Below are 26,155 nucleotides of genomic sequence, written 5' to 3'. Positions count from 1 at the left end.
TATTGTGGGAGCGCGCTTGCTCGCGAAGGCGTCGGCACATCCAACTTAATTCAAACAGACCCACCGCCTTCGCGAGCAGGCTCGCTCCCACAGGGATTTGCGGCGTCCACCATTTCCAGGCTCAAACACAAAGCCAATGTGGGAGCGAGCTTGCTCGCGAAGGCGTCGGCACATTCAAAACATGTGCAAACTGACCCACCGCTTTCGCGAGCAAGCCCGCTCCCACACAAGCTCGCTCTCACACAAGCCCGGTGCTACAAGGGCTACACCTTGAACCGCGCCACCGTCTCATGCAGCGACCCGGCCATCTGCGCCAAATCCTGGCCCGCCGTGTCGGTATGACGCGCACCGAGCAGCACCTGCTCGGAGAGGTTGCGGATGCCCACCAGGTTGCGGTCCACCTCGCGGGCCACCAGCGCCTGTTGTTCCGTGGCGCTGGCGATCATCAGGTTGCGCTCGTTGATCTGCGAGATCGAGCGGGCGATTTCATCCAGTGCCTCGCCCGAGCGCTGGGCCACTTGCAGCGTGGTCCGCACCCGTTCGCTGTTGCCTTGCATGGCGCTGACGGCCTGCTCGCTGTCCTGGCGGATGTTGCCGATCATGTCTTCGATTTCCCGGGTCGAGTCCTGGGTGCGATGGGCCAGGGCCCGCACCTCGTCGGCCACCACCGCGAACCCGCGTCCGGCATCCCCGGCCCGGGCCGCTTCGATGGCCGCGTTGAGCGCCAGCAGGTTGGTCTGTTCGGCAATGCCACGGATGACGTCCAGCACCGAGCTGATGTCCTGGACGCGTCCCGCCAGTTGCTGGATTCGTCCCGAAGTGTCGCTCACGCCGTCGGCCAAGGCATGGATCGACGCCACGGTTTCCTGGACCTGCTCCCTGCCGCGCTGGGCGGTCTGCTCGGAGAGTCGCGAGGCTTCGCTGGTGCTCACGGCGTTGCGCGCCACTTCATCCACCGCCGCGGTCATCTGGTTCACCGCCGCCGCGGCCTGTTCGATTTCCTGGCCTTGCAACTGCAAGGTGCTGTTGGTCTGGCTGCTCACCGCGCTCAACTCCTCGGACGAACTGGCGACCCGATCCACCGACGCCGCAATCTGCCGGACCATCGTATTCAGGCTCTGCTGCATATCGTGCATGCTGCCCATGACGCTGTCGTTCGCCCCGATGCCCACCGGCACCCGGATCGTCAGGTCGCCACGGGCGATGTGGCTCAGCACCCGCGCCGCATCATTGGGTTCGCCGCCGAGCGGACGGGTCACGCTGCGCGTCACCAGCAGCGCGACGGTGCTCACCACGGCCAGGCAGGCCAGCACCAACGCGAGCATGTTGCGTCGCGCCTCGCTATAGCGCGCCTGGGCCAGTTGTTCGCGCTCGCCAAAAATCCTGCCTTGCATCGCCATCATCACTTCAAGGCTCTTGTACACCTCAAGCTCCGCCGGGATCACGCCCTGCTTGAGCTGCGTCATCGCCTCGTCCGTCGCGCCCTGGCGGATCAGCGCCTGCACCTGGACGAACGCGGCCACGTAGGCCTCGCGGCGCTTCTTCAACTCGGCGTAGGCGGCCTTGCCTTCGGGTTGGTCGAACAGCGGCTCCAGCGTCGCAAAAGCCTGGGTGATGCGCTGGCGGGTGGTGTCGATGGATTGCTGGACCTGGGTGTTGTTCTTGTCGATCAACAGGTCCCGGGTGTTCCTGGCGTTGTCGCGCACGCCCGTGGCGATGGCCATGATCGGATCGATCTTCGGCCAATCCTGCCGGACGATCTGCACCGCCTGGTCACGCAGCATCGCCAAGTCGTTCAAGGCGTACAGTGCCAGGGCGATCAACGCCAGTGGCGCGATGGCAAAGCCGATCACGATACGTTGGGCAGTGGTGATTCTGGTCATGTCAAATGCTCCCTGTTCAACTACCTGCCGACTGGCAGCGCATTTGAAAACCATTGGAAAAAGTGTGGCCCGGACATCCCGGGCCGCTGTCGATGATGGATTCCCGCTGTCGCTCAACTGCGTAGAACGAACGAGGGAAACAACTCGCGCAGGGCGGCCCACAGCTCGGGCTGCAAGGCGTGTGCCGAAACGCTGGAAAGGTGGGGGTCGAGCATCCGCGCAGTGCGTACCAACTGCACGGCAAAACGACTGACGCCCCGCTCGCTCAAGCGGCGGGCCAGGGCCAGCAGTCGGTCGGGGTCGAACAGGTGCCAATGCACGGTGGTCCGGCATTCATAGTCCACGCCGCTGTCCAGCAGATGGTCGAGGCTGCGCCAGTTCGCCGCGCCGCTGCCTTCGACCCGGGTCACGTCCAGGGCGTCCTCGGGCAAGGCCTTGATGTCGAAGCCGACCCAATCGGCCTGTCCGACCACCTTGGCGAAAGCCGCTGGCTTGATACCGGCGCTGTGCAGGCCGATGCGAAAACCCATCTGCCGCACCTCGTCCATGGCCGCAGCCAGGCCGTCCTGCAAGGTCGGCTCGCCGCCGCTGAACACCACGGCGTCGAGCAGATCCTGGCGACGTTGGAGGAACGCCAGCACCCGACACCACTCCACTTCCTCGCTGCCGCGTGGCGGGATCAGTTGCGGGTTATGGCAATAACGACAACGCCAGGCACAACCCTGGCAGAACAGGACGCAGGCCAGTTGGCCGGGATAATCGAGGGTGGTCAGGGGCACCATGCCCCCAACCCGTAGCACTCGACTCATGGACGCCCGGCCGCGCGTTCGGTGAAGTGCACCCGCTCGCGGTGTTCGGATTGCTTGCCCGGGTTGAAGGCCGCCACCGGGCGGTGATAGCCCATGACTCGGGTCCAGACTTCGCAACGTTGACGCTGTGCCTGTGGAATCGTTTGTACTGCGCTCATGGATAAAGCTCCTTGCGGTCGATGGATTCAGTGAACGGTGCCTTGGTGCTGTTGTTGCAACAGCAAGGCCTCGTCGCATTTCGGGCAGAACTCGTGTTCGCCGGCCAGGTAGCCGTGCACCGGGCAGATGGAGAAGGTCGGCGTGATGGTCAGGTACGGCAGGCGGAAACGCCCCAGCGCCTTGCGCACCAGTTGCTTGCAGGCCTGGGTCGAGGAAATCTGCTCGGCCATGTACAGGTGCAACACGGTGCCGCCGGTGTACTTGCATTGCAGCTCGTCTTGCAGCTCCAGGGCTTCGAACGGATCCTCGGTGAAGCCCACCGGCAACTGCGACGAGTTGGTGTAGTAAGGCGCGACCGGGCTGCCGGCCTGAAGGATGTCGGGATAGCGCTTGAGGTCTTCCTTGGCGAAGCGATATGTGGTGCCTTCGGCGGGCGTGGCTTCGAGGTTGTAGAGGTGGCCGGTTTCCTCTTGGAAACGCAGCAATGTGGCGCGCACGTGGTCCAGTAGTTTCAGCGCGAAGGCCCGGCCCTGTTCGGTGTGCAGGCCCTCCTGGTCATCAGTGAAATTGCGCAGCATTTCGTGGAGGCCGTTCACGCCGATGGTGGAAAAGTGATTGCGCAAGGTGCCGAGGTAACGCTTGGTGTACGGGTACAAACCGGCATCCATGTGATGTTGGATGACCTTGCGCTTGACCTCCAGGCTCTCCTTCGCCAGTTCCATCAGGGTATCGATGCGTTGCAGCAGCCCGCTGGTGTTGCCTTTGTACAGGTAGCCCAGGCGCGCGCAGTTGATCGTCACCACGCCAAGGGAACCGGTCTGTTCCGCGGAGCCGAACAAGCCACCGCCGCGCTTGAGCAGCTCGCGCACGTCCAGTTGCAAGCGGCAGCACATCGACCGCACCTGGTTGGGTTGCATGTCCGAATTGAGGAAGTTCTGGAAATACGGCAAGCCGTAGCGGGCGGTCATTTCGAACAAGCGGTCGGCGTTCTCGCTGTCCCAAGGAAAGTCATGGGTGATGTTGTAGGTCGGGATCGGGAAGGTGAACACCCTGCCCTTCGCGTCGCCAGCCTGCATCACCTCGATATAGGCGCGGTTGATCAACTCCATTTCCGCTTGCAGGTCACCGTAGGCGAACGGCATTTCTTCGCCGCCGATCACCGGGATCTGTTCCCGCAGGTCCTGTGGGCAGACCCAGTCGAAGGTGAGGTTGGTGAACGGCGTTTGCGTGCCCCAGCGCGACGGCACGTTGAGGTTGTAGATGAATTCCTGCAATGACTGGCGGATGTCGTCGTAGCTGAGGTTGTCCTTGCGCACATACGGCGCCAGGTAGGTGTCGAACGAACTGAACGCCTGGGCGCCGGCCCATTCGTTTTGCAGGGTGCCGAGGAAATTCACCATCTGCCCCAGGGCGCTGCTCAAATGCTTGGGCGGCCCGGCCTCGACCCGCCCGGGTACGCCGTTGAGGCCTTCGTGCAGCAAGGTGCGCAAGGACCAGCCGGCGCAGTAGCCGGCGAGCATGTCCAGATCGTGGATATGCAAATCCGCCTCGCGGTGCGCCTCGCCGATGGCTTGGCTGTAGACCTCGTCCAGCCAGTAGTTGGCGGTGACCTTGCCCGACACGTTGAGGATCAACCCGCCCAGAGAATACCCCTGGTTGGCGTTGGCCTGCACGCGCCAGTCTTCGCGATCGAGGTATTCGTTCATCGACGTGGCGACTTCCACCAGCGTACGGCGGTCCCGGCGCAGGCGCCCGTGCTGCTCGCGGTAGACGATGTAGGCGCGCATGGACAGGAAATACCCGGCGTCCATCAGCACCCGCTCGACGCGGTCCTGGATCTGCTCGACGTTCAAGCGCGTCTGCCCTTCCAATCTCGCCAAGACTGCCTCAAGCAAGCCTTCGGCCTCGGCTTCGGCGTATTCACCGGTGGCCTTGCCGGCGGCGATCAACGCCTGGCGGATCTTGTCCGCGTCAAAGGCGACCACACTGCCATCGCGCTTGTGCAAGCGGTTACACCCTACTGAGATCAACGTGCTCTGCATTTTCGCTCCAGATACTACATATAGGTGTTATTTATCTTTAAGACACAATATGCAGTGGAGGATACGTCTGAAGGGATTGCTTAAAATTGACTGATGTCAAGAAGGACCACAGCTTGGAAAGCTCTTTCGTGAGCACCGAAAACCGTGGCGAGGGGATTTATCCCCGCTGGGCTGCGCAGCAGCCCCTAAGCAGTCAACTTTAACCTGCCTGACACACTGGGTTGACTGCATTTAGGGCCGCTACGCGCCCCAGCGGGGATAAATCCCCTCGCCACAAAAGCCCGCCATCCTCAGCCACCGCTCATGTTCATGAACCGCACGATCTGCACTTCCCCGCCAGGGCTGAAGTCGTGCTGCAAGGGCTTGCCCTTGAGTGCCTGCTTGATCGATTGAACGATCGGCTGGTCATCCAACGGATACCGCCGCAACAAGCCCCGAAGATCCAGCGAGTTCTCCTGCCCCAGGCACAACAGCAAGCGCCCTTCGACCGTCATGCGCACCCGATTGCAACTGGCGCAGAAGTTGTGGGTGTTGGGCGAGATGAAACCGATCCGTGTATCCGGGTGGCGTTCCAGACGCACATAGCGCGCCGGTCCACCGCTGCTCTCGGCACTGTCGAGCAGGCGATGATGACGGGCGATCTCGGCCCGGACGTCATCGCTGGAACAGAACGACTCACCCCGGGACCGCCCCACGTCGCCGAGGGGCATCTCTTCGATGAAACTGATGTCGATGCGCCGGTCGATGGCGTACTGCACCAACGCCGGCACCTCATCGAAGTTGCGCCCCTTCATCACCACACAGTTGAGTTTGATCCGCTCGAATCCCGCGCCGGTTGCCGCCTCGATGCCGGCCAGCACCCGATCCAGATCGCCGTTGCGGGTGATGGCCCGGAAACGCTCGCCGTCGAGGCTGTCGAGGCTGATGTTCATCCGCTTGACGCCAGCATCCACCAGCGGCCGGGCCAAACGTCCGAGCTGCGAGCCGTTGCTGGTCATCACCAGCTCCCGCAGGCCGGGCAATGCCGCGATGTCACGACACAGCCCGACGATGCCCGGCCGGATCAGCGGCTCGCCGCCGGTGAGGCGAATCTTCTTCACCCCCAGGCCGACGAACAACCGCGCCAGGCGCTGCAACTCTTCCAGGGTCAAGACTTGCTGGCGCGGCAGGAAGGTCATGTTTTTCGCCATGCAATACACACAACGAAAATCACAACGATCGGTCACCGACATCCGCAAATAATCGATCTGGCGCCCAAATCCATCCTGCAACACCGCGTTCATGCGTACCTCCCGGTTGAGCCGCTGTTCACTGCACCAGCGGCGAGTCGGCACCCTGAAGATGAATGCCGCGAATATCCGCCGCACCGATCAGGGTTTGCAGGTACTGCACCAGCGCCTTTTGCCAAACGCCCTGCTGCAACTGGGTACGAATCGCCGTCGCCACCGCCTCATACGGCAACGGCTGGCCGTCGATGCGCTGGTCGATGCTGATCACGTGCCAGCCATAACGACTTTCCAGCGGCTTGCTCGCCAGGCCCGCCGGCAGGGTGAACAACTGGCGCTCCAGCTCCGGCACGGTCTGGCCCTTGCTGATCTGCCCCAGCGAGCCGCCCTGTTCCTTGGACGGACACGCCGAATACTTCAGCGCCAACTCGGCGAAGCTGCCGGGGAACTGATCGAGCCGTTCCAGCAGCAACTCGGCCTGTACATGGGCCAGGCTGCGCGCCTCGGCATCGTCCGGCGCGCATTCGAGCAGGATGTGCCGCACCGCCAGCAATGGCGCGCTATGGAAACGCGCGCGATTGCTCTCGTAGTAATGCAGGCACGTAGCCTCGTCGCACTGTGGCACCTGCACCTCACGTTCGAGCAACAGCCGCGTCGCCGCTTCCTCTTCGTTTTCACCGGCACCGACCTGCAACGCCAGGCCAAGCTCGGCGATGCGTTGCTGGAGCAATTCACGGATCACCAGGGCACGGGCGGCCTGGTAGACCGCCTCCTCACGGCTTTCGGCCGGGTGATATTGCAGTTCCTGGGCCATCGCCTGCGGGGCGATCGACACCCCGTTGACGCTGATGATCGGCCACTCCTGCTCACTGCTGGCGATCAACTGTGGCGCTTCATCCGCCACTGCCTGCTCGGCCTGGGCCGGCTCGAACGCCACCGCCCCCACCGGTTCGATATCGACTATCGGCGCGACTTTCGCCGAGGAACCACAACCGCCGCCACCACTACCGCCACCACATCCGCATCCACTCGCCATGATCTTCTCCTCAGAACTTCTGCCGAACGATTTGATAACGACGCCCCAGGTACCAGACCGGCGCACTGACGATGTGCACCAGGCGGGTGAACGGGAACAGCACGAACAGGGTCAGGCCCAACAGCACGTGAAGCTTGTAGACCAGGCCCACCGGCGCCATCGAGGTCGCGGCTTCAACCGGACGCAACAGCACGGTGTTCTGTGCCCAGTCCGCCAGCATCACCATCACCGAACCGTCCATGTGCGCGGTGGATGCAACGATGGTCATCAGGCCCAGCACCAATTGCACCAGCAACACCACCAGCACCAGGATGTCCGAGGTGTTGGAGGTGGCGCGAACCCGTGGATCGGTCAGGCGGCGGTTGAGCAACATCAGCAAACCGATCAGCCCCAGGACGCCGAAGAAACCGCCGGAAACCATCGCCAGCAACTGCTTGTTCTCGGTGCTCAGGAAGTGGTGATAAACCGCCGAAGGCGTCAGCAGCCCGACGAAGTGCCCGGCCAGCACGAACAGCACGCCGACATGGAACAGGTTGCTCGCCACGCGCATGCCGCGCTTGTTGAGCATCTGGCTCGAACCGGCCTTCCAGGTGTACTGGGACAGGTCGAACCGCGCCCAACTGCCGATCAGGCAGATCGCCAGGGCGACATACGGATAGACCCCGAACAACAACAGATCCCATTTAGACATTGCCCACCTCCCCGGCCGGCGCGGCGGCCAGCCCTTCATGCTGAAAATCCACCCAGTGCAGCGGCACTGCACTTTCTTCCCGGGCCCGGCCCGGCGCGCTCGGCATCGAGCTGCAACGGTCTTGCTGCTCGGCCTTCATGAAATCCACCGCCTCTTCTTCCCAGACTTTGTCCAGGGCTTCGAGGGAATCGTCGCGGGTCTCGGCCTTCACTTGTTCAAGCATCTCGGCCACCGCCGCCTGGGGTTCGGCCCCGGCGATTTGCAACAAGGCCCGGAAACAACTGGCGTAGGCACTTTCCCGTTCGTCCAGGCGCGCCGCCAGCAAGGCCAGCAGATGCGCGACGTCGGCCAGGCCCTCGCGGGCCTCGAGGTCTTCGCGGGTGGAGAGGAACTCCAGGTACAACGGGATGTAGTCGGGCAGCTCCTTGATGCCGATGGCAAACCCGGCTTCTTCGTACTGGGCCATCATGTCGACCATAGCCTGGCCCCGGTCGCGGGACTCGCCATGGACGTGTTCGAACAACAACAGCGACAACGAACGACCGCGGCCGAACAGCGCGCCGTAGTGCTCCTGGCCGTCCATCAGGTCCTGGCCGCAGATCAACTCCAGCAGCTCGAACAACCCGGCGCGCTGGGCGGGACTGATTTCCCGCGCCTGCACGATCGCCTGCTCCAGCTCGTCGCGTCCGGCCACCAGGTTTTCGGTCGGGTAGTCGAGCAGCAACGAAATCACCTTGAGAATGCGCATGCTCATTCCTCCCACAACTGGACGGTTTTGATCACGTCACGGCGGTTGGCCTTCTTGCCACCGAACATGTTGGTGTCCGAGCTGCCACTGCAACCGCTGCCAAAGCTGAAGCCACAGCCGGAACGCTCGGCAAATGCGTCGCTCATGGCATCTTCGCGGTGGGCGCTTGGCACGACGAAACGGTCTTCGTAGTTGGCAATCGCCAGGTAGCGGTACATCTCTTCCACCTGGTTCACGCTCAGGCCAACGTCGGCGAGCACTTGCAGGTCTTGTACGCCATCCACCTGTTCCGAACGCTTGTAAGCGCGCATCGCCAGCAGACGCTTGAGGGCATGCTTGACCGGTTTCTCATCGCCGGCGGTGAGCATGTTCGCCAGGTAACGCAGCGGGATGCGCAGGCTGTCGACGTCCGGGATCACCCCGTTCATGCCCACGGTGCCGGCGGCGGCTGCGTTCTGGATCGGCGACAGTGGCGGCACGTACCAGACCATCGGCAAGGTGCGGTATTCCGGGTGCAGCGGCAGTGCGAGTTTCCAATCCACGGCCATCTTGTAGACCGGCGAACGCTGCGCCGAATCGATCACCGACTGCGGCACGCCATCGGCCAGGGCCTGGCGAATCACCGCCGGGTCGTTCGGGTCGAGGAAGATCTCCAGTTGTTTCTCGTACAGGTCCTGCTCATTGGCTGTGCTTGCCACTTCGCTGATGCGGTCGGCGTCATACAGCAGCACGCCGAGGTAACGGATCCGGCCCACGCAGGTCTCGGCGCAAACGGTCGGCATCCCGGCTTCGATGCGCGGGTAGCAGAAAATGCATTTTTCCGACTTGCCGCTTTTCCAGTTGAAGTAGATTTTCTTGTACGGGCAACCGCTGATGCACATGCGCCAGCCGCGGCATTTTTCCTGGTCGATCAGGACGATGCCGTCCTCCTCGCGCTTGTAGATCGCCCCGCTCGGGCACGACGCCGCGCACGCCGGGTTCAGGCAGTGCTCGCACAGGCGCGGCAGGTACATCATGAAGGTGTTTTCGTACTCGCCGTAGATGTCCGCCTGGATCTTGTCGAAGTTCTTGTCCTTGCGCCGCTTGGCGAATTCGGTGCCGAGGATTTCTTCCCAGTTCGGGCCCCATTCGATTTTCTGCATGCGCTTGCCGGACACCACCGAGCGTGGTCGCGCGGTGGGCTGGTGCTCGCCCAGCGGTGCGGTGTGCAGGTGCTGGTAGTCGAAGTCGAACGGTTCGTAGTAATCGTCCAGGCTCGGCAGGTCGGGGTTGGCGAAGATGTTCGCCAACACCCGGAACTTGCCGCCGATGCGCGGGTTGATCGAGCCGTCGGCGTTGCGGACCCAGCCGCCCTTCCACTTGTCCTGGTTTTCCCACTCCTTGGGATAGCCGATGCCCGGCTTGGATTCGACGTTGTTGAACCAGGCGTATTCCATGCCTTCGCGGCTGGTCCAGACGTTCTTGCAGGTAATCGAGCAGGTGTGGCAGCCGATGCATTTGTCCAGGTTCAGGACCATGCCGATTTGTGAGCGAATCTTCATCTCAGTTCTCCTCGATATCAGTCGGCAGTGGACGCGGCAGATCATCGCCACTGGAACCGTCGAGCCAATCGACCTTGACCATCTTGCGCACCACGACGAATTCGTCGCGGTTGCAACCGACCGTGCCGTAATAGTTGAAGCCGTAGGCCTGTTGGGCGTAGCCGCCGATCATGTGGGTGGGTTTGAGCACCACGCGGGTCACCGAGTTGTGGTGGCCGCCGCGGGTCTTGGTGGTTTCCGACCCCGGTACGTTCACGATCCGCTCCTGGGCGTGGTACATCATCACCATGCCTTCCTTGACCCGCTGGCTGACCACCGCCCGGGCGGTCAGCGCGCCGTTGGCGTTAAAGCATTCGATCCAGTCGTTGTCCTCGATCCCGGCGCGCTGGGCGTCGATTTCCGAGAGCCAGACAATCGGTCCGCCACGGCTCAAGGTCAGCATCAGCAGGTTGTCGCTGTAGGTGCTGTGGATGCCCCATTTCTGGTGCGGGGTGATCCAGTTCAGGACGATCTCGGGCTGGCCGTTGCTGCGTTTGCCTTTCACGCCTTCGATGGTGCGGGTGTTGACCGGTGGCCGATAGCTCATCAGTTGCTCGCCGAACGCCTGCATCCACGGGTGATCCTGGTAGAACTGCTGGCGACCGGTGATGGTGCGCCATGGGATCGACTCATGGACGTTGGTGTAGCCGGCGTTGTAGCTCACGTGATCGTCTTCCAGGCCGGACCAGGTCGGGCTGGAGATGATCTTGCGCGGCTGGGCCTGGATGTCGCGGAAGCGAATCGCTTCGTGCTCTTTCGACACGGCGAGGTGGCTGTGGTCGATGCCGGTGAATTCCGACAGCGCCGCCCAGGCTTTCACCGCGACATGGCCGTTGGTTTCCGGTGCGAGGGACAGGATCACTTCGGCGGCGTCGATGGCGCTGTCGATTTTTGGCCGGCCCTGGCTGATGCCCGCGTCGACTTCCTTGTGGTTCAGCTCACCGAGGAATTTCACTTCGGTGTCGGTGTTCCAGTTGATGCCCTTGCCGCCGTTGCCGAGTTTTTCCAGCATCGGGCCGAGGGAGGTGAACTGCTTGTAGATGTTCGGGTAGTCGCGCTCGACTACTTGCAGGTTCGGCGCGTTCTTGCCCGGTTGCGGCGCCACCCCGGCGCTCTTCCAGTCGGTGCCGCCAAACGGCTGGGCCAGTTCGCCGACGCTGTCATGCATCAACGGCACGGTGACCAGGTCTTTCTCGACACCGAGGTGACCGACCGACATGGCCGAGAACGCCTTGGCGATGCCCTTGTAGATTTCCCAGTCCGAACGCGACTCCCAGGCCGGATCGATGGCTGCGGACAGCGGGTGAATGAACGGGTGCATGTCCGAGGTGTTCATGTCGTCTTTTTCGTACCAGGTCGCGGTCGGCAAGACGATGTCGGAATACACGCAGGTCGAGGACATGCGGAAGTCCAGGGTGGTCACCAGGTCGAGCTTGCCGATGGCGCCCTCGTCGACCCATTCGGCCTCGGTAGGCTTGCAGTCGCCGACCTGGCCGATGTCTTCGTTCATCACGCCGTTCTTGGTGCCGAGCAGGTACTTGAGCATGTACTCGTGGCCCTTGCCCGATGACCCGAGCAGGTTGGAACGCCAAATGAACATGTTGCGCGGGAAGTTCACCGGGCTGTCCGGCTGTTCGCAGGCAAAGCGCAGGGAACCGTCCTGCAGCGACTTGACCACGTACTCCTTCGGATCAAGACCAGCGGCGGCGGCATCACGGCAGATGTGCAGCGGGTTGGTGTTGAGCTGTGGCGCGCTGGGCAACCAACCGGCGCGTTCGGCGCGGATGTTGTAGTCCAGGGCGTGCTCGGGGAACTGCGACTTGTCCGCCAAGGGCGAGAGCACATCGTGCATGCTCATCTTCTCGTGGCGCCATTGCGAACTGTGGCCGTAGAAGAAGCTGGTGCCGTTCATCTGCCGTGGCGGACGGTTCCAGTCCAGGCCGAAGGCCAGGGGCAGCCAGCCGCATTGCGGACGGAGTTTTTCCTGGCCGACATAGTGGGCCCAGCCGCCACCGGTCTGGCCGACGCAACCGCAGAGCATGAGCATGTTGATCAGCCCACGGTAGTTCATGTCCATGTGGTACCAGTGGTTCATCGCCGCACCGACGATGATCATCGAGCGTCCACGGGTCTTGTCGGCGTTGTCGGCGAACTCGCGGGCGATCTGGATCGCCTTCTCGCGGCTCACACCGGTGATCTGCTCCTGCCAGGCCGGGGTGCCGGGCACCGAGGCGTCGTCATAATCCTTGGCGACATTGGCGCCACCGAGGCCACGGTCGATCGCCAGGTTGGCCGCCGACAGGTCGAACACGGTGGCGACTTTCGCCACGCTGCCGTCGGCCAGCACCACGCTGTGCACCGGCACGCGACGGTATTGCACCGCATCGCCGGCCACGTGCTGGAAGTATTCCTGGGACTCGCCAGCGAAATACGGGAACGCCACCTCGGCGACGTCGCCGCCGATCAGGCTCAGCTTGAGGTCGATGTCGCGGCCTTCGCCGCCTTCACGGGGCAGGATGTTCCACTTGCCCTTCTCACCCCAGCGATACCCGATGGAACCTTGAGGCGAAACCAGTTCGCCGTTGGCGTCCAGGGCGATGGTTTTCCATTCCGGGTTGTTGTCCTGGCCGAGGTTGTCGGTCAGGTCGCTGGCCCGCAGGAAACGGTCCGGCTGGTAACCCGAACCCGGCGCCACGCCGAGCATCGGCTTGAGCATCACCAGCACCGGCAGGTCGGTGTAGCGCTTGGCGTATTCGGTGAAATAGGCGCTCGGCTTGTCCAGGTGGAATTCTTTGAAGATCACATGGTTGAAGGCCTGGGCCAGCGCAGCGTCCGTGCCCTGCTTGGGGTTGAGCCACAGGTCGGTGAGCTTGGCGACTTCCGAATAGTCGGGGGTGATCGCCACGGTCTTGGTGCCCTTGTAGCGCACCTCGGTGAAGAAGTGTGCGTCGGGGGTGCGGGTCTGCGGGACGTTGGAGCCCCAGGCGATGATGTAGTTGGAGTTGTACCAGTCGGCCGATTCCGGCACGTCGGTCTGCTCGCCCCAGACCATCGGCGAGGCGGGCGGCAAGTCGCAATACCAGTCGTAGAAGCTCAAGCATACGCCGCCGATCAGCGACAGGTAACGCGAGCCGGCGGCGTAGCTGACCATCGACATGGCCGGGATCGGCGAGAAGCCGACCACTCGGTCCGGGCCGTGTTCCTTGATGGTGTAGACGTTGGCGGCGGCGATGATCTCGTTGACTTCTTCCCAGTTGGAACGGATGAAGCCACCCATGCCGCGCTTGCTCTTGTACGAGTCGGCCTTGGCCTTGTTCTCGACAATGCTCGCCCACGCCTCGACAGGCGGCAGGGTCTGCCGGGCTTCGCGCCACAGCTTGAGCAAGGGCTTGCGGATCTTCGGGTACTTGAGGCGGTTGGCGCTGTAGATGTACCAGCTGTAGCTCGCCCCACGAGGGCAGCCGCGTGGCTCGTGGTTGGGCAAGTCGTTGCGGGTGCGCGGGTAGTCGGTCTGCTGGGTTTCCCAGGTGATCAGGCCGTTCTTGACGTAGATTTTCCACGAGCACGAACCGGTGCAGTTCACCCCGTGGGTGGAACGCACGATCTTGTCGTACTGCCAACGGGAACGGTAGACGTTCTCCCAGTCGCGGGACTCCTTGCGGGTCTCGCCATGGCCGTCTGAAAACTCGCCTTGCTTGCGGTTGAAGAACCGCAGTTGATCCAGTAAATGACTCACAGTGTCTTCCTCTCAGGCTTGCTCCGCGGGGTCTGCGCCCCGCCCACGCAATATTCGAATTTGTTCAGCAAGGTGTCGCCGCGCCTTTGCGGGCGTACCACCACCAGGTCACCACGATGCAGCTCAGGTAGAAGCCGACGAACATGTAGAAGGCCATCTCCGGGCCGCCGGTCAGGGCCATCGAAGTGCCGAAGGATTTGGGGATGAAGAAGGCTCCGAAGGCGCCCATGGCCGAGCTGAAACCCAGCACCGCCGCGGATTCCTTGCCGGCATTCTTCAGGGCTTGCTCGCGCTGTTCGGGCTTTTTGCCGAGGGCGGCTTTCTCATGCAGGGTGCGGAAGATCACCGGGATCATGCGGAAGGTCGAACCGTTGCCCACGCCGGTGGTGATGAACAGCAACATGAACATGCCGAGGAAGCCGTAGAAGCTGCCGCCCTCACCGCCTTTTGGCAGAAAGTGCAGGACACCGAAGACCATCACGATCATCAACACGAAGTTCCACAGGGTGACTTTCGCGCCACCGAGCTTGTCCGCCAGCCAGCCGCCCAGCGGCCGTACCAGGGCGCCCACCAATGGGCCAAGGAAGGCGAATTTAAGGGCGATGACTTCCGGGAACGAGGTCTTGATCAGCAGCGGGAACGCGGCGGAGAAACCGATGAACGAGCCGAAGGTCGCCAGGTACAACCAGCACATCAGCCAGTTGTGCTTGCGCTTGAAAATCACCGCCTGTTCGCTGAACGAAGCCCGGGCGCTGGACAGGTCGTTCATGCCAAACCAGGCAATCAGGGTCACGGCGAGGATGAACGGCACCCAGATGAAACCCGCGTTCTGCAACCACAGCGAGCTACCATCGGCCAACACCTGCGGCTGGCCGCCCATGAAGCCGAACACACCGAAGGAAATCACCAGCGGCACGCAAAACTGCATCACCGACACGCCGAGGTTGCCCAGCCCGGCGTTCAGGCCCAGGGCGGTGCCCTGTTGGGACTTCGGGTAGAAGAAGCTGATGTTGGACATGCTTGAGGCGAAGTTGCCGCCACCAAAACCGCACAGCAGCGCGATCAACACGAACACGCTGTAGGGCGTGGACGAATCCTGTACGGCGAAGCCCATCCACAGTGCCGGGATCAACAGGGATGCGGTGCTCAGGGCTGTCCAACGACGGCCACCGAAAATCGGCACCATGAACGAGTAGAAAATGCGCAAGGTCGCGCCGGACAGCCCCGGCAATGCCGCCAGCCAGAACAACTGGTCGGTGCTGAAGCTGAAGCCGATGGCGTTCAGGCGCACGATCACCGTGCTCCAGACCATCCACACGGCGAAGGCCAACAGCAGCGCCGGGATGGAAATCCACAGGTTGCGCCGGGCGGTCTGTTTGCCGCTGCGGCCCCAGAAGGCCGGGTCTTCCGGGCGCCAGTCATGAATGACCGGGCCTTTTTCAGGCGTTTGCAGAACGGACATGTTCTTCTCCTTGGGCAATGCTGGAAAACGGGGATTGGCTGGCCGGCGGTTGTTTGCCCAGCAACGGGCGCTTGCGCACCTCGCTGAGGTACATCCAGATCAACGAGACCCAGACCACGCCGTAGAGCAACATGAAGCAGGACGAGCGCACGCCGGTGAGGTCCACCAGGGCGCCGAACATGATCGGCAGCACGAAACCACCCAGGCCGCCGGCCAGGCCGACGATGCCGGACACCGCGCCCATGTTCTGCGGGTAGTCATTGGCGATGTATTTGAAGACCGAGGCCTTGCCGAACGCGAAGGCGATGCCCATCACGAACAGCAGCACGGTGAAGAGCGTGGCGTTGAGGCCGATGTGGAAATCGACGATGCCGTTGACGGTCTGCACTTGCAGTTGGGTTTGCGGGTAGGACAGCAGGAACAGGCAGATCCAGCTCACCCAAAGCACCCACCAAGTCACGCTCTGGGCGCCCCAACGGTCGGACATCCAGCCGCCGACGGCCCGCAGCACGCCGCCCGGCAGGGAGAAACACGCCGCCAGCAGCGCCGCGCTTTGCAGGCTGAAACCGTATTCCTGCACGTAGTACTTGGTCATCCACAACGCCAGGGCCACGTAGCCGCCGAAGACGATCGAGTAGTACTGGCAGTAGCGCCACACCGCAGGATCTTTCAGCGACTTGAGTTGCTCACGCAGCGTGGCGCCGCCGGCACTGCGGTGTTCTTTTTTCTCGGCGGTGAGAAACCAGAACAGTAATGCAGTGATGAACAGGATCGCGCTGAACACCTTCGGCACCAGGTGCCATGTACCCACCGCGATCAAGGCCGGCGCGAGGAACTTGGTCACCGCGGCACCGGCGTTGCCTGCGCCAAACACGCCCATGGCAAAACCCTGGTTGTGTTTGTCGAACCACTTGGCAACGTAGGCAATGCCCACCGAAAACGAGCCGCCGGCCAGGCCGACGAACAGGCCCAGCACCAGGAACTGCCAGTAAGCCGTGGCCAGGGTGATCAAATAGAGCGGCAACACGCAGGACAACATCAGCAGGAAGAACACGATGCGTCCGCCGAAGCGGTCAGTGAGCAGGCCCAGGGGCAAGCGCACCAGTGAACCGGTGAGCACCGGCGTGGCGGCCAACAGGCCGAATTGTGTTTCGTTGAGGGCCAGCAGTTCCTTGATCGGAACGCCGAGCACGGCAAACATCATCCAGACCATGAAGCACACGGTGAAGGCCAGGGTACTCATCCCTAGTACCAGCCCTTGTTGCACTTGCGCTCGCATTACGCTGCACCCCAGTCAATTCGTTGAGCGCAGACTAGTGATGCCTACCCCGCGAAAACTTGACCTGGATCAACGAGCGCCAAGGGGGCATTGGCCTATGCTTGGCCCGTCTACCTCCAAGGAGGTAGATCCTGATATCGATAGAACCCTTTGTTTATCAATGTCTTGAGCAAGTCGGCCAAGGCTTTTATGGAAACGGAACGGCCGACAACTCTTTAGAGGTAGTGCGCCCAGGATCGGCTGCAACACCCCACGACCCAGGGCGCGCTTGATGCTCGGTCTACCGATTTTCTCCAGGAGCCAGCGTCCATGATGCGTTGGCTGCGCAGCTCCCTGCCCGCTCGCGCCGGGCTGGCGGTGATCCTCATCGCCATTCTCGCCCTGGCCAGTTCCTTGAGCGCCGGACTGATCGCCTGGTTCAGCCAGGGCGACGCGGCGGCTATCAATACCGCCGGCTCCGTACGCATGGAGACCTACCACCTGAGCTGGAAACTCGCGGCGGGTGACGCCGGTGACATCCCCTCGGTCGTCGACAGCCTGCAGCAACGCCTCGACAGCCCGGCCCTGCGCGTGGTGCTGGAAGACGGACCGGAAACCTCGCTGCACAAGAGCTATCGCGACCTCATGCAGCGCTGGAACCAGACCTTGCGCCCCGCCATCGAGCGCGGCGACTCGACGTTTTTCCAAGCGAGCGCCAACTCCTTCGTCGAGCAACTGGACCAGTTCGTCACCCTGTTGCAGCGCCAGAGCGAACACAAACAAGGCTGGCAACAGGCGATCCAGGGCATCGCGTTGTTCAGCACCATGATCATCCTGCTGATCGGCCTGTATGAATTGCAGTACGGCGTGGTCATGCCGCTGCAAGAACTGGTGGACGCCACCCAGCGTTTTCGCCGTGGCGAATTCCAGGTGCGGGTCAATCACCAGTCCGAGGATGAGCTGGGCCAGTTGGCGACCAGTTTCAACACCATGGCCGAGACCATCGAGGAGTCCCACCGCACCCTCGAAGCCCAGGTGCAGCAAAAGACCCTGAACCTGCAACAGGCCAACGCCGCCCTTGAATTGCTCTACCAGAGCAGCCGCAGCCTGGCGACACGCCAGGCCAATGCCGAAGGCCTGGATGAGTTGATCCGGCGCTTCCAGCAGCGCCTGCCTGGCCTGCGCCTGACGCTGTGCCTGCAAGGACAGCTACAAGCACCGGCCCGGCACCTGCTGGCCCTGCATGGTGCCGCCAGCCGCCAAGTCTGCGCCACCAGCGATTGCGCCAGTTGCCACAAACACAACGCCGCGCGCCCGCAGGCTTTCAGCATCAGCAACCAGGGCACCGAGCTGGGTGAACTCAAGGCGCATTTTGTCGACGGCCATGCCGCGCAGCCCTGGGAAATCGCGCTGATCCAGGCCTTGGCCAACCTGATCGGCACAACGTTGTCCCTCAAGCGCCAGCGCGAACAGGACCATCGCCTGCTGCTGCTCGACGAGCGCACCATCATTGCTCGGGAGCTGCACGACTCCCTGGCCCAGGCCCTGTCGTACATGAAACTGCAAGTCAGCCGCATGCAGACCCTGATGCGTCGCGGCGAACCGGTGCAGACCCTGGAAAACGTCACCGGCGAACTGCGTGAGGGCCTCAACAACGCTTATCGCCAACTGCGCGAATTGCTCACCACCTTCCGTTTGCAGATCCGCGACGACGGGCTGGTGCAGGAACTCAAGGACACTGCCGAGGAGTTCTCCAACCGCGGCGATTTCCACGTGCACCTGTTCATTGACACCCTGGCCTTCGAGCTGTCGGCCAGCGAGCAGATCCACATCCTGCAGATCACCCGCGAAGCCCTGTCCAACTGCCTGCGTCATGCCCATGCCGAGAACGCCTGGCTCGAACTGCGCCAGGAAGGCGAGACCGTGCGCCTGTCCATCGAGGACGACGGCCGGGGCTTCAGCGGCGAAGTGGACCAGCGCGAACACCACGGCCTGAACATCATGAACGAACGCGCCCGCAGCCTGCGCGGCCAACTCGACATACTCTCTCGAACGCCCCAGGGCACCCGTCTCCAGGTGCGCTTCCAACCGGAATTCCTGGGCCATCACTCCGAAGGCATCGCAACATGAACGCCCCTTTGCGCCACACCCTGCTGCTGGTCGACGACCATCCGATGATGCGTCGCGGGATCCGCCAGATGCTCGAACTCGAAGACGATCTGCACATCGTCGGTGAAGCCAGCCATGGCGAAGAAGCCCTCGCGCTGATCGAACCGCTCAAGCCTGACCTGGTGCTGCTGGACAACAACATGCCGCAGATGAACGGCATCGAGACCCTGCGCCGCCTGCGGGCGATGGACTACACCGGCAAGGTCCTGCTGTTCACCGTGTCCGACGCCGAGGACGACATCCGCGACGCCCTGCGCCTGGATGCCAACGGTTATTTGCTCAAGGACATGGAACCCGAGTTGCTGATCCAATACATCCGCGACGCCCTCAACGGCGCCCTGGTGATCAGCCCCGGCCTGACCCGCGTCATGGCCCAGGCCCTGCGCTCGCCGCCACGCCAGGCCGACGTGGAACTGACCGAACGTGAGCGCCAGGTTTTGAGGACCATCGCCGGCGGTTTCAGCAACAAGGTCATCGGCCACAAGCTCGGCATTACCGAAGGCACGGTGAAGGTGCACGTGAAGAACCTGCTGCACAAGCTAGGCTTGCGTTCGCGGGTCGAAGCGGCGGTTTGGGCGATGGAGCATTTGCGTGGGGCGGGCTGAACCCTCTGGAGCTCATTGAATTAACACACACCCCGTGGCGAGGGAGCTTGCTCCCGCTGGGCTGCGCAGCAGCCCCTGGTTCAGCCGCTGAGGTGGGTCAGATCGATCGCATTTCAGCCTTTTTGGGGTTGCTGCGCAACCCAGCGGGAGCAAGCTCCCTCGCCACAGGTCCGCGTCAACAGTGAATCCCCATCCCTCTTCCGAGGTAGGCCTGCCGAGGCATAGGCCGGCGGGGCCTTGGGCTCTACCATGACGGCACGCGGAGGTACGCCATGCTGACCCACCCTTCCATCGTTCTACTGTTGCGACGTCATCACCTGTTCAGCCAATTGCCGGAGCGGGTCTTCGAAGACGTGTGCAACCTCGCCGTGCTCAAGCGACTGCCCTGCAACAGCACGCTGATGCACCAGGGCGATCCCGCCAAGCGGTTTTTCCTGTTGGTCAGCGGCCAGATCAAACTCTTCCGGGTCACCGGCGAGGGCCAGGAAAACCTGGTGGAAATCATCCAGCCCGGACAGACCTTCGCCGAAGCCCTGCTGTTCAGCCAGGCCCGTTGCTACCCGGTCAGCGCGTCGGCGATCAAGGACAGCGTGCTGGTGAGTATCGAGGGCACCCATTACCGCAAGGCCCTGGAAGACCAACCCAAGGTCTGCCTGGCGATCCTGGCGAGCATGAGCATCCATTTGCATCAGCGGCTCAAGGACATCGATAACCTGACCTTGGCCAGTGCCAGTCGGCGGGTGATCAACTTCCTGCTGCAGGAGCGTGATCCGCGTGATGGCCAGGTGGTGTTGCAGGTATCGAAGCGGCTGGTGGCTTCCAAATTGGGGATCCAGCCGGAGACGTTTTCGCGGATTCTTCATCGGTTGGTGGATGGGGGGTTGATTGCCATGGAGCGGCGGCAGATTCGTATCTTGTCCGAGGATGACTTGGAGGCCTATCAGCAGTAGTCGTGAGGCGGACCGAGTTCCCCTGTGGGAGCGAGCTTGCTCGCGAAGGCGGAGCAACAGTCAATGAAGATATCGAATGTACAGGCCTCTTCGCGAGCAAGCTCGCTCCCACAGTGGGGCGGTGGCGTGCATCGAGTTTGTGGCCGCTGAAGATCCCGTGTGGGAGCGGGCTTGCTCGCGAAGGCGGCATGACCGTCAATGAAGATGCTGACTGTACGGGCCTCTTCGCGAGCAGGCTCGCTCCCACAGTGGGGCGGTGGTGTGCATGAATTTTGTGGCTGCTGAAGATCCAATGTGGGAGCGGCGATTATCAAGAGTCGGGGGGCATACCTACCCCACATCCATCAACCCAACCACCCGCGAAAACACCAGCTCCATCTCAGACTCACCGCAATCGACCCCAAACCGCTTGCGCAACCCCAGCTGGCTGAGGATCACATGCACATCCGCCGTCAAACCCTGCAATCGCAGACAAGCCTGCACGCACTGCAACGGACACCCGTCCAACGCAACGATCCGCCGCCCCGAACGCGCCTTGTTGACCAGCGGCGGCACCTGCCCGCCCACCCCGACAATGCATGACATCTCCGCCAGGCCCGCACGGTCCAGGCGCAGCGCAACGGTGTTGGCCAGTTGCGCCACGTTCGAGCAACCGGAACACGAATACACCAAGGGAAGCGCGTCAGAGGTTTTCATCACACGGTCGCCAGCCCTTTGCCCGCCCGCTCCAGATTGCGCCAGAGCCACGGCGGCAGGACATCCGGGTCAAGACTGTCTATCAGGTTCTTCAGCGCCAGCCCCAACTCGGTGTCGCCCTCGATCACCAACCGCCGCCGAAAGAACAGCGTGTCCGGGTCTTCCTGACGACTGGCCAGCAACAGGAACTCCCGCCAGTTGCCGCTGATGGACACCTGCGCCTCGGCCCGTTCGGCGATGCGCAGGCCGTCGCGGCCGAGGGTCAGGTACCAGCACAACTTCAGATCAAGCACCCGCAGACATAACCAACGATCGCGCAGTACCTCGAACCCGCCCTCGCGCAGCGGCTCGGCCAGGCAGCGGTTGAGCGCCTGTTGCAAGGCCAGCCGCTGCACCACGAACGGCACCTTGCCCACCAGCGGCAGCAAGCGATCCGCACTTTTGAGCACCCACTTCTTCGGACTCAGCACAGGCCCGCCTCCTCTACTTTCAACATGCCGGCGTGGCCGTGCCAATAACCATTGCAACCGTCCACGAACAGCGGTGGTGCCTCGCCCTGGCGGACCTTGTCGAAGGCCGTGACCACGTCGGCCATGCCTTGGGCGCGGGGGCTGAGGCGCAGCACGTCGGCGCCGCAGGCAGCCAGCGCGGGGTAATCGGCGAGCAGGTTCGTCACCTCGCCCGACATTGTCTGGATGCCGTTGAGGGTGAACAACTGCTGCCCTTCCTGGCTGCTCAATGCCAGGCCGTCGGGGTAGTTGATGCAACAGAATTGGCAGTCGTCCTTGGGCCGGTTTTCGGCGCGGGCGGTAAAGCAGCGCGCTGAGTAGGCCAAGGGCAAATGACCGTAGGCGAAGATTTCCACTTCCGGCAGATCACGGTCCATGTCCCGCACTTGTTCCAGCACATCGGCGATCAGCGCCGCCGAGCATTCGACCGGCGGCACCCAGCGAATCATGCCGCTGTCGAGCAGTTGCCCCAGGGCGTGGCCGTTGTACAGGTTCAGCGCCGGACCGCCCACGAAAGGCAGTTTGCGTTCGGCCATGAACTGCACGGCGCCCATGTCATTGGCTTCCACCAACACGTCGCCGTTGTCACACAAGCGGCGCAGCGAAGACAGCTCCGAGGCCGCCTCGATCAGCGTCAGGCTCGACAACACGATCTGCGCCTGGCTGCACGCCTGCAGCTCGCGCCCCAGGCCCAACCATTGATCCAGCGAGAAGGCCCGGCGTTTCGAGCAGACGGTTTCCCCCAGGTAGATCACGTCCAGCGGCAAGGCCGACATCTCTGCGTAGAAATTTCCCAATTGCGCTTTGTCCCAATAGAACAGGACCGGTCCCAGGCTGAGTTTCATCAGGCCTCCCTCATTGCCATGATCGATGGTAGGCGCCCAGGGTGGTCTGGCTGCCTTCGGACAGACCGGCCAGCACCTGGCGCCATTCTTCCCGCACGCGGAAGCGTTGCGGCGCGACCTGATGGGCATCCAGCGCGGCGCGCCAGACCCGGGTCACTTGCTCGACGTAGGCCGGACTGCGCTGGCGGCCCTCGATCTTCACCGCTTCGACGCCGATGGCCGCCAGTTCCGGCAGCAGGTCGAGGGTGTCGAGGCTGGTGGGTTCCTCCAGGGCGTGGAAGCGCTTGCCGCCCACCAGGAAGCGGCCTTTGCACAATGTCGGATAGCCGGCCGGTTCTTCCGGGGTGTAGCGGTCGATCAGCACTTCGCTCAGGCGGGCGCTCAAGCCATCGGCGTCCTCGCTCCAGCGCACCGCCTTGGCCGGCGAACAGACGCCGCAGAGGTTCGGCGATTCGCCCGTGATGTACGAAGACAAGTGGCAACGGCCCTCGGCCATGATGCAAAGGCTGCCGAAACCGAAGACCTCGATCGGCACCGGGCTGCCCGCCGCCACCTGCCGGACCTGGGCCAGGGACAACACCCGCGGCAGCACGGCGCGACGAATGTCATAGCGCTGCGCGTAGAACGCCAGCGCCGCCGCGTGGGTGGCCGAGCCTTGTACCGAAAGGTGCAGCGCCAGTCGAGGATGACGCTGGCTGGCGTAGCTGAGCACGCCGGGGTCGGCGGCGATCAATGCGTCCACGCCGAAATCGGCGGCGCGGTCCACCGCCCGCTGCCAGCGCTCCCAGCCCTTGGGCTGCGGATACGTATTGACCGCCACGTACAGCTTGCGTTGATGCTGACGAATATGGGCGACCGCTGCGTCGAACTGCTTGTCATCCATGTTCAGCCCGGCGAAGTGCCGGGCATTGGTGTCATCGCGAAAGCCGACATAAACGGCATCGGCGCCTTGGCGCACCGCCGCTTTGAGGGCTGGCAGATTCCCTGCCGGGCAAACCAGTTGCATGGGGCATCCTCGTGAGGAAACTAAGGGCGCCGCCAGTCTAGCCAGCCAACCGGCGGCGACCTTGACGGCAGTCAATTGCCATCAATGCATCAGGCTCGCGAATGGCAGGTACATCACTGGATCGTGCTTGTGCACTTGAGCATCACGCTCCACCACCGCCAGGCCATCGGCCCAACAGGCCGCCGTCAGCATCGCCGAGCTTTGCTGTGGGTGCAGTTCAACGCACAGATGCCCGTCAACGCCCGCGACCAATCGAGCCCGCAGGTATTGCCGACGGCGGTTGCGCTTCAACCAGTCGAACCCCGCCGGCACCAACAACGGCGTAGGCAATACATCCCGCATGCCCTGGGCCCGGAACAGGAATGGCCGCACGACGATCAACGCGGTAATCAGCGCCGCCGAAGGATTGCCCGGCAGGCCGATCCACGGCTTGCCCTCCACGTCACCGAACGCCAGGGGCTTGCCGGGCTGGATCGCCAGGCGCCAGAGATCGATGCTGCCCAAGGCCTCGATGGCGTGCTTGAGGTGATCCTCCTCACCCACCGAGACACCGCCCGAGGTGATCAGCACATCGCATTCGGCCGCGGCCAGGCGCAACGCTTGGCGACTGGCCAATAGCTGGTCGGGCATGACGCCGAAGTCATGGACTTCCAGGCCCCAGCCACGCAACAACGCGGCGAGGCTGTGGCGATTGCTGTTGTAGATCTGCCCCGGCGCCAACGGCTCGCCCGGTTCGCGCAGTTCATCGCCGCTGCTGAGCAAACCCACCTGCAACGGACGAAAGACCTCCACACGGTCGATCCCGGCACCGGCCAGCAACCCCAACTCCTGGGCCCGCAGGCGCGTGCCGGCAGCGAGCAATCGATCGCCCCGACGCAGCTCTTCGCCTTCCTTGCGAACGTGGTCGCCGCGATTGACCGATGGCAGCCAGACCCGCTCGCCCTCGACCCGGCAGCTTTCTTGCGGCACGACCGTGTCGGCGCCCGGCGGCAACGGCGCACCGGTGAAAATGCGCACCGCCCGGCCCGCCGGCAGCGGCTCGCCCGGCCCGTCACCTGCGGCGATCCGCCCGGCCAGCACCAGGCAACCGCCCGCAATGGGCAGGTCCTCGGCGCGCAAGGCGTAGCCGTCCATGGCGCTGTTGTCCCAGGCCGGCAGGTTCATCGGGCACGGGACATCAACGGCCAGCACCCGCGCCAAGGCCTGATCCAGGGCAACCCGTTGCACCGGCGGAGGCGGCGGCGCCTGGTCCAGCAGATGCCGGATCGCCTCATCCACAGGCGTCAATACCCCGCTGTCACACACCTTGCCGCTCATGGGCGTGTCTCGCAGGCTGTTGGTGCGATGCCTTCCTGGGGCTTGAGGTGCGGGGTGAAATTGCACGGCCCGGTGCGCCCGTCCAGTTGCCCGACGAGAATTTTCTCCCAGCCGGTCCGGCAAGCGCCTGGCGAACCCGGCAAGCACACCACCAGCACGCCGTTGCTCATGCCGGCCAACGCCCGTGATTGCAGGGTGGACATGCCGATCTCCGCCAGCGACACCTGGCGGAACAATTCGCCGAAGCCATCGACCTGCTTGTCGAGCAGCGGCGCCACCGCTTGGGGCGTGTTGTCACGCGCGGTGAAACCGGTGCCGCCGGTCATCAGCACCACCTGTACTTTGGGGTCGGCGATCCACTGCGAGACTTGTGCGCGGATCTGGTAGATGTCGTCCTTCACCAGCGCCCGGTCGATCAGGTTATGACCGGCGCTTTGCAGCAGGTCGGCCAGGGTCTGGCCTGATGAATCGGTTTCGAAGGTGCGGGTATCGCTGATGGTCAGTACCGCAATGTTCAGCGGTTGGAAAACGCGTTGGGTCAGATGGGCCATGGCCAGCCGTCCTGTCGGAAAAGATGGCCCAGCCTGAACTGCAATCAATGCCGGGCCTATTCCTCCATGGAGGTACCTCCCTTGGCCGAGCTGCGTAGGAGCTCCTACAAGGCATTCATTCAAGGCGCCAGGCGGCTGCGCTGCCAAACACCGTCGTGCAGCCGGAAATCCAGACGGTCATGCAGACGATCGGCGCGCCCCTGCCAGAACTCGACCCGCTCGGGCCGCAGGCAATAACCGCCCCAATGCTCGGGACGTGGCACCGGTTGATCGGCGAAACGTTGTTCGGTGTCCGTCAGCAAGGCCTCCAGCGCCGCCCGGTTCGTCAGCGGACGGCTTTGCGGCGAAGCCCAGGCGCCGAGACGGCTGGCGACGGAACGGGAATGGAAGTAGGCATCCGACAGTGCCGGATCGAGTTTGTGAACCGGACCTTCGATGCGCACCTGTCGCTCCAGGGCCGGCCAGAAGAACGTCATGGCCGCCCAGGGATTGGTCGTCAGGTCGCGCCCCTTGCCACTCTCATAGTTGCCGAAGAACGAAAAGCCGTCTGCGCTGAAACCCTTGAGCAGCAACACCCGGCAGTGTGGCCGACCCTGCTCGTCCACTGTCGCGAGGGCCATTGCATTGGCTTCCACGGGTGGACTTTCGGTCTCGCGAGCCTGTTGCATCCAGACATCAAACAGCGCCAAGGGATCGTCGGGCGACTGGGCTTCGTCCAGCCCATCGCGGGTGTATTGGCGGCGCATGTTGGCCAGGGAAAGGGGCATGACGGTGATCTCCACTTGGGTTTGGGCCAGTGTGGAGTCGGCTGGGATGGGTGGCCTTGATCGTTGTCAATGCCTGGGCCTGTGGTGGGTTTCAGGGCGCCATCGCGAGC

General features: G+C 63.2%; 20 protein-coding genes and 1 pseudogene. 3 read left to right on the top strand and 18 right to left on the bottom strand.

From position 1 onward, the window contains the following. Positions 1-263: 263 nt before the first annotated feature. From JMN22_RS24580 to JMN22_RS24525, 11 genes and pseudogenes are all read right to left on the bottom strand, one after another. A complete protein-coding gene (locus JMN22_RS24580; RefSeq protein ID WP_198798232.1) occupies positions 264-1,883 on the bottom strand; it encodes a methyl-accepting chemotaxis protein in 1,620 nt (539 codons plus the stop codon). A gap of 113 nt (positions 1,884-1,996) precedes the next feature. Continuing rightward, positions 1,997-2,692 (bottom strand): anaerobic ribonucleoside-triphosphate reductase activating protein, encoded by a 696-nt coding sequence (locus JMN22_RS24575; protein WP_030137642.1) that lies wholly within the window; start codon positions 2,690-2,692, stop codon positions 1,997-1,999. Next, positions 2,689-4,893, bottom strand: a pseudogene (locus JMN22_RS24565) (ribonucleoside triphosphate reductase). The gene JMN22_RS24575 and the pseudogene JMN22_RS24565 overlap by 4 nt, the downstream one beginning before the upstream one ends. A gap of 290 nt (positions 4,894-5,183) precedes the next feature. Further along, positions 5,184-6,176, bottom strand: coding sequence for a GTP 3',8-cyclase MoaA (moaA, locus tag JMN22_RS24560; protein WP_198798233.1), 993 nt, complete (start codon positions 6,174-6,176; stop codon positions 5,184-5,186). Between the two features lie 25 nt (positions 6,177-6,201). Continuing rightward, positions 6,202-7,155, bottom strand: coding sequence for a peptidylprolyl isomerase (locus tag JMN22_RS24555; protein ID WP_198798234.1), 954 nt, complete (start codon positions 7,153-7,155; stop codon positions 6,202-6,204). A 10-nt stretch (positions 7,156-7,165) separates the two neighbouring features. After that, the gene (gene narI, locus JMN22_RS24550) at positions 7,166-7,846 is read right to left on the bottom strand and encodes a respiratory nitrate reductase subunit gamma (protein ID WP_198798235.1); all 681 of its coding nucleotides are present in this window, start codon (positions 7,844-7,846) and stop codon (positions 7,166-7,168) included. Beyond that, positions 7,839-8,594: a nitrate reductase molybdenum cofactor assembly chaperone gene (narJ, locus tag JMN22_RS24545; protein WP_198798236.1), complete on the bottom strand. Its 756-nt coding sequence runs from the start codon at positions 8,592-8,594 to the stop codon at positions 7,839-7,841. The genes narI and narJ overlap by 8 nt, the downstream gene beginning before the upstream one ends. Before the next feature lie 2 nt (positions 8,595-8,596). After that, positions 8,597-10,135 carry a nitrate reductase subunit beta gene (gene narH, locus JMN22_RS24540; protein ID WP_198798237.1) on the bottom strand — a complete coding sequence of 513 codons (1,539 nt, stop codon included), beginning with the start codon at positions 10,133-10,135 and terminating at the stop codon, positions 8,597-8,599. 1 nt (position 10,136) lies between these two features. After that, positions 10,137-13,910: a nitrate reductase subunit alpha gene (locus tag JMN22_RS24535; protein ID WP_198798238.1), complete on the bottom strand. Its 3,774-nt coding sequence runs from the start codon at positions 13,908-13,910 to the stop codon at positions 10,137-10,139. 64 nt (positions 13,911-13,974) lie between these two features. After that, positions 13,975-15,372: a NarK family nitrate/nitrite MFS transporter gene (locus tag JMN22_RS24530; protein ID WP_030137651.1), complete on the bottom strand. Its 1,398-nt coding sequence runs from the start codon at positions 15,370-15,372 to the stop codon at positions 13,975-13,977. Next, the gene (locus JMN22_RS24525; RefSeq protein ID WP_198798239.1) at positions 15,350-16,651 is read right to left on the bottom strand and encodes an MFS transporter; all 1,302 of its coding nucleotides are present in this window, start codon (positions 16,649-16,651) and stop codon (positions 15,350-15,352) included. Before JMN22_RS24525 ends, JMN22_RS24530 begins: the two co-directional genes overlap by 23 nt. Positions 16,652-16,960: 309 nt before the next feature. Here JMN22_RS24525 and JMN22_RS24520 point away from each other — a divergent pair, with 309 nt between their 5' ends. The 3 genes from JMN22_RS24520 to JMN22_RS24510 all read left to right on the top strand — a co-directional run bounded on the left by JMN22_RS24520 (position 16,961) and on the right by JMN22_RS24510 (position 20,354). Next, complete coding sequence (locus JMN22_RS24520; RefSeq protein WP_198798240.1) at positions 16,961-18,760, top strand: HAMP domain-containing protein; 1,800 nt, start codon at positions 16,961-16,963, stop codon at positions 18,758-18,760. Then, positions 18,757-19,404: a two-component system response regulator NarL gene (gene narL / locus JMN22_RS24515; RefSeq protein ID WP_030137654.1), complete on the top strand. Its 648-nt coding sequence runs from the start codon at positions 18,757-18,759 to the stop codon at positions 19,402-19,404. Before JMN22_RS24520 ends, narL begins: the two co-directional genes overlap by 4 nt. 272 nt (positions 19,405-19,676) lie before the next feature. Continuing rightward, positions 19,677-20,354, top strand: coding sequence for a Crp/Fnr family transcriptional regulator (locus JMN22_RS24510; protein ID WP_030137655.1), 678 nt, complete (start codon positions 19,677-19,679; stop codon positions 20,352-20,354). A gap of 330 nt (positions 20,355-20,684) precedes the next feature. Here the strand turns inward: JMN22_RS24510 and JMN22_RS24505 are convergent, their stop codons facing one another. The 7 genes from JMN22_RS24505 to pdxH all read right to left on the bottom strand — a co-directional run bounded on the left by JMN22_RS24505 (position 20,685) and on the right by pdxH (position 26,045). Next, a complete protein-coding gene (locus JMN22_RS24505; protein WP_198798241.1) occupies positions 20,685-21,050 on the bottom strand; it encodes a putative zinc-binding protein in 366 nt (121 codons plus the stop codon). Beyond that, positions 21,050-21,520, bottom strand: a complete 471-nt coding sequence (ubiT, locus tag JMN22_RS24500) for a ubiquinone anaerobic biosynthesis accessory factor UbiT (RefSeq protein WP_198798242.1) — start codon at positions 21,518-21,520, stop codon at positions 21,050-21,052. The genes JMN22_RS24505 and ubiT overlap by 1 nt, the downstream gene beginning before the upstream one ends. Continuing rightward, positions 21,514-22,404, bottom strand: coding sequence for a U32 family peptidase (locus JMN22_RS24495; protein ID WP_198798243.1), 891 nt, complete (start codon positions 22,402-22,404; stop codon positions 21,514-21,516). Before JMN22_RS24495 ends, ubiT begins: the two co-directional genes overlap by 7 nt. 10 nt (positions 22,405-22,414) lie before the next feature. Then, positions 22,415-23,410 carry a ubiquinone anaerobic biosynthesis protein UbiU gene (gene ubiU, locus JMN22_RS24490; protein WP_030137659.1) on the bottom strand — a complete coding sequence of 332 codons (996 nt, stop codon included), beginning with the start codon at positions 23,408-23,410 and terminating at the stop codon, positions 22,415-22,417. A gap of 81 nt (positions 23,411-23,491) precedes the next feature. Next, positions 23,492-24,727 (bottom strand): molybdopterin molybdotransferase MoeA, encoded by a 1,236-nt coding sequence (locus tag JMN22_RS24485; protein ID WP_198798244.1) that lies wholly within the window; start codon positions 24,725-24,727, stop codon positions 23,492-23,494. Next, positions 24,724-25,278 (bottom strand): molybdenum cofactor biosynthesis protein B, encoded by a 555-nt coding sequence (gene moaB / locus JMN22_RS24480; protein ID WP_030137661.1) that lies wholly within the window; start codon positions 25,276-25,278, stop codon positions 24,724-24,726. The genes JMN22_RS24485 and moaB overlap by 4 nt, the downstream gene beginning before the upstream one ends. Positions 25,279-25,397: 119 nt before the next feature. Beyond that, positions 25,398-26,045, bottom strand: coding sequence for a pyridoxamine 5'-phosphate oxidase (gene pdxH / locus JMN22_RS24475; protein WP_030137662.1), 648 nt, complete (start codon positions 26,043-26,045; stop codon positions 25,398-25,400). Positions 26,046-26,155: the final 110 nt, after the last annotated feature.

The sequence above is a fragment of the Pseudomonas sp. HB05 genome (assembly GCF_016756915.1).
Classification (GTDB): Bacteria; Pseudomonadota; Gammaproteobacteria; order Pseudomonadales; family Pseudomonadaceae; genus Aquipseudomonas; species Aquipseudomonas alvandae.
This window is presented reverse-complemented; position numbering and strand designations above follow the sequence as displayed.

Bases quoted from the DNA above. Each gene is read 5' to 3' on its own strand.
- JMN22_RS24580 (WP_198798232.1), bottom strand. From the start codon at position 1,883: ATGACCAGAATCACCACTGCCCAACGTATCGTGATCGGCTTTGCCATC.
- JMN22_RS24575 (WP_030137642.1), bottom strand. From the start codon at position 2,692: ATGAGTCGAGTGCTACGGGTTGGGGGCATGGTGCCCCTGACCACCCTC.
- moaA (WP_198798233.1), bottom strand. From the start codon at position 6,176: ATGAACGCGGTGTTGCAGGATGGATTTGGGCGCCAGATCGATTATTTG.
- JMN22_RS24555 (WP_198798234.1), bottom strand. From the start codon at position 7,155: ATGGCGAGTGGATGCGGATGTGGTGGCGGTAGTGGTGGCGGCGGTTGT.
- narI (WP_198798235.1), bottom strand. From the start codon at position 7,846: ATGTCTAAATGGGATCTGTTGTTGTTCGGGGTCTATCCGTATGTCGCC.
- narJ (WP_198798236.1), bottom strand. From the start codon at position 8,594: ATGCGCATTCTCAAGGTGATTTCGTTGCTGCTCGACTACCCGACCGAA.
- narH (WP_198798237.1), bottom strand. From the start codon at position 10,135: ATGAAGATTCGCTCACAAATCGGCATGGTCCTGAACCTGGACAAATGC.
- JMN22_RS24530 (WP_030137651.1), bottom strand. From the start codon at position 15,372: ATGTCCGTTCTGCAAACGCCTGAAAAAGGCCCGGTCATTCATGACTGG.
- JMN22_RS24525 (WP_198798239.1), bottom strand. From the start codon at position 16,651: ATGCGAGCGCAAGTGCAACAAGGGCTGGTACTAGGGATGAGTACCCTG.
- JMN22_RS24520 (WP_198798240.1), top strand. From the start codon at position 16,961: ATGATGCGTTGGCTGCGCAGCTCCCTGCCCGCTCGCGCCGGGCTGGCG.
- narL (WP_030137654.1), top strand. From the start codon at position 18,757: ATGAACGCCCCTTTGCGCCACACCCTGCTGCTGGTCGACGACCATCCG.
- JMN22_RS24510 (WP_030137655.1), top strand. From the start codon at position 19,677: ATGCTGACCCACCCTTCCATCGTTCTACTGTTGCGACGTCATCACCTG.
- JMN22_RS24505 (WP_198798241.1), bottom strand. From the start codon at position 21,050: ATGAAAACCTCTGACGCGCTTCCCTTGGTGTATTCGTGTTCCGGTTGC.
- JMN22_RS24495 (WP_198798243.1), bottom strand. From the start codon at position 22,404: ATGAAACTCAGCCTGGGACCGGTCCTGTTCTATTGGGACAAAGCGCAA.
- ubiU (WP_030137659.1), bottom strand. From the start codon at position 23,410: ATGCAACTGGTTTGCCCGGCAGGGAATCTGCCAGCCCTCAAAGCGGCG.
- JMN22_RS24485 (WP_198798244.1), bottom strand. From the start codon at position 24,727: ATGAGCGGCAAGGTGTGTGACAGCGGGGTATTGACGCCTGTGGATGAG.
- moaB (WP_030137661.1), bottom strand. From the start codon at position 25,278: ATGGCCCATCTGACCCAACGCGTTTTCCAACCGCTGAACATTGCGGTA.
- pdxH (WP_030137662.1), bottom strand. From the start codon at position 26,045: ATGCCCCTTTCCCTGGCCAACATGCGCCGCCAATACACCCGCGATGGG.